Source organism: Streptomyces sp. NPDC048718, from assembly GCF_043198875.1.
Classification (GTDB): Bacteria; Actinomycetota; Actinomycetes; order Streptomycetales; family Streptomycetaceae; genus Streptomyces.
This window is the reverse complement of the sequence record NZ_JBICVG010000033.1, coordinates 1-4736: the sequence shown is the minus strand read 5'-3', so window position 1 is coordinate 4736 and position 4736 is coordinate 1. Positions and strand designations below refer to the sequence as shown.

The window sequence follows — 4736 nt, the reverse complement described above, 5'->3', positions numbered from 1 at the left end:
GAATCACTCGTCGCCAAGGGCCGCATCCAACGCCACAAGCACGACCGCTCGGTGATGTACACCCTCACCTGACACCACCCACACACCCGGCACACCACCGCGCACGTCCCGGACCGACCGGGGAGCCCCGCCGCCGACCGGGGAGCCCCGCTGCCGGGCGGGCCTCCCCTCCGGACAGCCAACGGCCGGGGGCGGAAGGCCGTACCCTGGGAATCCGGGACACGTATGGGTTCGCTCCAAGTCCGGCCAGGCAGGCACAGGAGGAGGTGAGGCCCCTCATGAGCACCGCACGCACCCTTCTCGTGGCCGCCCTCGACGAGGCACGCGGCCAGGCCGTGCATTCCGGCGATCTGTCGCTCGCGCTGGCCGGGGCGGAACTCGTCGATCTGCTCGACTCCGGCGCCGTCACCCTGCGCGAGGACCGCATCGTCCCCGGCACCGGGGCCGGCCCGGCCGACATCCTCCTGGCGCGGGCGTTCGCCACGCTGCGCGGGGCCGAGCCGTACGAGCCGGTCGGCGACTGGCTGTGGCGCAGGGGCGAGGGGCTGACGGAGGCGTATGTCGCGGCGCTGGTGACGGAGGGTTCGCTCACCCGCAGGCGGCGGCGCGGACGCCCCTTCGCCGGCGGTGTCCCGGTGGTCGCGGAGGGCTCGCCGGACGCCCGCCGGGCCGCCGAGCGGCTCGCCTCCGGCGACCCGGTCCTCACGACCCTGGTACGGGAGCTGGGGCCGCGCAACGAGCCGGTGCCGGACCCCGCCGAGGCACTCGGCGATCCGGAGAGCCTGGTCCTGGCCGCCGTCGGCGACGCGCTGCTGGAACTGGAGGGCGAACGGCAACGGCGTGCCGTCGAGCGCGCCGCCTTCGACAATGTGTGGCGCGGCTCCGACTGACCCCACCACCTCCTCGGCCGCCGCGAAGGGCCCGGGCGCCCCGGCGACCGGGCTGAGCGCGCGCTCCTCGCTCCGGCACCGGGCCACTCCCTCTCACCCGATCCCACTCCCCCGCTAGCCCACCTGGCCGCAGCCTGGGGCGGCGTCGTCGGGCGACGTGCTTACATGTCTCGCCGGGGGGCTGGGCATGGTGCCGTGACGACGGATGGAAGAGGAGACCCACCCGATGACCTCTGGCAACGAAGCGATCCGGTGCCCGTTCGACTACAGCGAGGCGCTGGACTTCGATCCGTCGCTCGCGGAACTCATGGCCCGCGACTCCCCCACCCGGATCCGTCTGCCGTACGGCGACGCGGACGCCTGGCTGGTCACCGACTTCGACGGGGTGCGGCAGGTGACCACCGACCAGCGGTTCAGCCGGGCGGGGATCATCGGCTCCGACTATCCGCGGCTGACGCCGGAGCCCATCGTCTCCCCGGAGTCGATCAATGTGATGGACCCTCCGCACAGCAGCCGGCTGAGGCATCTGGCGTCGCAGGCCTTCACCCCCAAGACCGTGGAACGGGTGCGGCCGACCATCGCCCGGCTCGCGGACACCCTGCTCGACGAGATGGCCGAGGGAGGGCAGCCGGCGGATCTGGTACGGCACTTGTCCGACCCGTTCCCCCGGCAGACCATCTTCCGTCTGCTCAGCATCCCCGAGGACGACTGGCCCCGGATGCAGGAGTACGTGCACCAGCTGCTCGCCACGGGCCCGGACACCCGCCGCGCCGCCGAGAACGCCAAGGCGAAGCTGCGGGAGTACTTCGGCGGCCTGGTCGAGCAGCGGCGGCGCTCTCCCGGGCAGGACCTGATCAGCGCGCTGGCCGCCGCCAAGGTGGGCGACGACGCGTTCGACGACCAGGAGTTGGCGGTCATGGCACTGACGCTGACGCTCAGCGGTCAGGACACGGCCACCTGCCAGATCAGCAACATCGCCTATCTCCTCCTGACCCGGCCCGAGTTGATGGCCCACACCAGGAGCCGGCCCGAGAGCCTTCCGCAGATCCTGAACGAGCTGCTCCGCTACATCCCCTTCCGTAAGGGCGTCGGGATCCCCCGGGTCGCGAAGGAGGACGTGGAGATGGACGGGGCGCGGATCCGGGCGGGCGACTTCGTCCATGTCTCCTACCTCACGGCGAACCGTGATCCGGAGCGCTACCCGGACCCGGACGCCATCGATCCGGACCGGCCCTCCGAGCCGCACATGACCTTCGGCTGGGGCGGACACCGCTGCATCGCCGTTCCGCTGGCCATGGCGGAACTCGAAGTGGCCATCGGCCGGTTGCTCGAACGCTTCCCCGGGCTTCGGCTGGCCGTGCCGCCGGAGGAAGTGCGCTGGGACACGGAGACGATCCGTCGCTTCCCGATCGAGCTGCCCGTGGCCTGGGAGGCGTGACGGAACCGTCGAGGCCGGCCGGCGGACCCGGAACCGAGTGAGGACCGCCCGCCATGCGAGGGCGGCCCTCCGGGTGTGTCCGGCCGGTCATTCCTTCAACGAGAAGAAGTGGATCGGCGAGTTCGGCTGGAATCCGATACGCGGGTAGACGGGCGCGCCGGCTTCGGTCGCGTGCAGGGTCGCACGGGTCAGCCCGGTCGCCCGGCCTCCCTCGTACAGTGCCTTACGGGTCACCGCCTCGCCGTAGCCGTGGCGCTCCCATGCCGGGTCCGTGGCGACGAGCACCACGAAGAGCCGGCCCTGTGCCTCCACCGTCGCGGCGCAGGTCACCGGGACGCCGTCGCGCAGGCCCAGATAGGCGTACACCCCGTTCTTCCACAGCGCGGAGCCGACCAGGCCGTCCCGGCCGTCCTCCAGCGGGAAGCCGTACGCGCGGGAGTTGATGTCCGCGTACGCCTGGAGCTGTTCGTCGGTCGAGACCCGGACGAACGTCAGGTCCGGGTGGCCGGGTTCCGGCAGGGGCAGCAGGTCGCCGGCCATGCCGGTGCCGGGGAAGGCGTGTGCGAGGCCCGCCTGTTCGGCCGCGGCGCTCAGGCTTCCGCGCGCCCCGTCGGCGATCAGGTCCTCGAAGACCCAGAGGAATCCGGGGTGTTTCTTCGTGCGCATGATCTCCGCCGCCTGGCTCAGGCGCTGTTCCAGCTGTGCGGCGCCGGTGTCCGGGTCGGTCAGGGTCACGCAGTTCCAGAAGGCGAACCGGGAGTCGGCCCAGCGGACGGCGACCCCGGGAAGGTCACGGACGTCCGCGTCGGCGTCGCGGTCGAGCACCAAGGTCCGCCATCCCACGGACAGTTGTTCCATCGATTCGACCGCGTCCGCGAGAACCGCCACGGGAATTCCTCACTTCGTCGAGGGGAGCGCGTCGGGAAGCGCGCGAGGCCCTGCGATGAGCCACGTTGTCCACCGGTACCCGGCACCACACGGTTCACACCGTCCTCGCGGTGGGCTCCCTTCGCCTCGGCGAGTCGTGCGACTCCGCCGGCCGCGCGCCGCGACCGATCCGCACGGGAGGACGCCCCCTTCCCGGGCCAGAGGCCGAGCAGGGGCGAGCAGGGGGCGACGAGACTGCGGGCTGCCGGGCGGTGGGCCGCTGGACCTCCGGGGCGGTGCGGTCAGTCGCCCGGCCGTTCGGGGGCGTCGAGCAGACCGCCGAGAAAGGTGTCCCAGTCCAAGGTGTCCGGCTCCGCCCCCTCCGGTACGAGCCGATACGTGGCGTCCAGCCACGCCTCGATCTCCGGGGCGGACATCTCGAACACCGCGCTGCTCCGCGGTGAGGTCAGCAGCAGCCACACCGCCTGGATCGCCCCGCCCCGCACGGGCCACACCCGTACGGCGCCCTCGCCGCTCTCCCCGTACAGCCCCCGGTACAGCAGTCCGCGGCCGATCCGCCAGGTCACGGCCTGCCCGTGGTCCGGGGTGAACGTCACCGACACCACCATCGGCGACGCCGGATCGAACCGGAACTCCGCCCGGACGGGCTGGGCGGGTACGCCGCCGAGGACCCGGCGGACGCCGAGCCGAAGAGTCGGCGGCTTCCCTTCCTCCGCCCTGCCCGTCCGGCCCGCCCGGTACACCCTGTCCGCCCGGCCCGCCCGCGCTCCGGGTTGTTCACGTTCGCGTGGCGCGGGCTCGTCGCCCCGGCGCTTCGGCATCGACTCCTCCCCCGGTGTCCGTCACCCGACCCGGTTCAGGACTCGCCCCGCCGGGGCAGTCGCCAGCCCGGGCGCGGGAAGTGGCAGGTGTAGCCGTCCGGGTAGCGCCGCAGGTAGTCCTGGTGCTCGGGCTCCGCCTCCCAGAACGGGCCGGCCGGGGCGACCTCGGTGACCACGGGGCCGGGCCACAGACCCGACGCGTCCACGTCGGCGATGGTGTCCTCGGCGACGCGTCGCTGTTCGTCGTCCAGGTAGAACACGGCCGAGCGATAGCTGTCCCCGATGTCGTTGCCCTGGCGGTCGCGCGTGCTCGGGTCGTGGATCTGGAAGAAGAACTCCAGAAGCGTCCGGTAGTCGGTAACCGTCCCGTCGAAGACGATCTCGACGGCCTCGGCGTGCCCCTGGTGATGGCGGTACGTCGGGTGGCTCGTCTCGCCGCCGCTGTATCCCACCCGCGTCGCCAGGACTCCCGGCTGTTCACGGATGAGTTCCTGCATGCCCCAGAAACAGCCGCCCGCCAGTACGGCCTTCTCCTCGCTGCCGGTCATCGTCCGTCACCCTCCTCATCCCCCTGCCGTTTCACCGCCGGGGGGGCGCGGGGGGGGGGGCGCCGCCCAGGTTTTTTGTACCACCGGGGGGGGCGGTGGCAAGCACTCAAAAATCCACGATAGGGCTCAGCCCAACAAACACTGACAAAAA

At 72.1% G+C, this 4736-nt stretch carries 5 protein-coding genes; 2 read left to right on the top strand and 3 right to left on the bottom strand.

Going from position 1 to position 4736, the window contains the following annotated elements; translation table 11 throughout:
- Positions 1 to 278 precede the first annotated feature (278 nt).
- Positions 279 to 890: a GPP34 family phosphoprotein gene (locus tag ACGFRB_RS33310; protein WP_393248393.1), complete on the top strand. Its 612-nt coding sequence runs from the start codon at positions 279 to 281 to the stop codon at positions 888 to 890.
- 226 nt (positions 891 to 1116) lie between these two features.
- Complete coding sequence (locus ACGFRB_RS33305; protein WP_363004758.1) at positions 1117 to 2328, top strand: cytochrome P450; 1212 nt, start codon at positions 1117 to 1119, stop codon at positions 2326 to 2328.
- An 87-nt stretch (positions 2329 to 2415) separates the two neighbouring features.
- Here the strand turns inward: ACGFRB_RS33305 and ACGFRB_RS33300 are convergent, their stop codons facing one another.
- The 3 genes from ACGFRB_RS33300 to msrA form a co-directional block, all read right to left on the bottom strand.
- Positions 2416 to 3186 carry a GNAT family N-acetyltransferase gene (locus ACGFRB_RS33300; protein ID WP_393248395.1) on the bottom strand — a complete coding sequence of 257 codons (771 nt, stop codon included), beginning with the start codon at positions 3184 to 3186 and terminating at the stop codon, positions 2416 to 2418.
- Between the two features lie 311 nt (positions 3187 to 3497).
- Positions 3498 to 4037: an SsgA family sporulation/cell division regulator gene (locus tag ACGFRB_RS33295; protein ID WP_393248391.1), complete on the bottom strand. Its 540-nt coding sequence runs from the start codon at positions 4035 to 4037 to the stop codon at positions 3498 to 3500.
- Positions 4038 to 4072: 35 nt separating this feature from the next.
- Positions 4073 to 4585, bottom strand: coding sequence for a peptide-methionine (S)-S-oxide reductase MsrA (gene msrA, locus ACGFRB_RS33290; RefSeq protein WP_393248389.1), 513 nt, complete (start codon positions 4583 to 4585; stop codon positions 4073 to 4075).
- Positions 4586 to 4736 lie beyond the last annotated feature (151 nt).

Excerpts from the sequence above, each read along its gene's own strand:
- ACGFRB_RS33310 (WP_393248393.1), top strand. The coding sequence starts at position 279 with ATGAGCACCGCACGCACCCTTCTCGTGGCCGCCCTCGACGAGGCACGC.
- ACGFRB_RS33305 (WP_363004758.1), top strand. The coding sequence starts at position 1,117 with ATGACCTCTGGCAACGAAGCGATCCGGTGCCCGTTCGACTACAGCGAG.
- ACGFRB_RS33300 (WP_393248395.1), bottom strand. The coding sequence starts at position 3,186 with ATGGAACAACTGTCCGTGGGATGGCGGACCTTGGTGCTCGACCGCGAC.
- ACGFRB_RS33295 (WP_393248391.1), bottom strand. The coding sequence starts at position 4,037 with ATGCCGAAGCGCCGGGGCGACGAGCCCGCGCCACGCGAACGTGAACAA.
- msrA (WP_393248389.1), bottom strand. The coding sequence starts at position 4,585 with ATGACCGGCAGCGAGGAGAAGGCCGTACTGGCGGGCGGCTGTTTCTGG.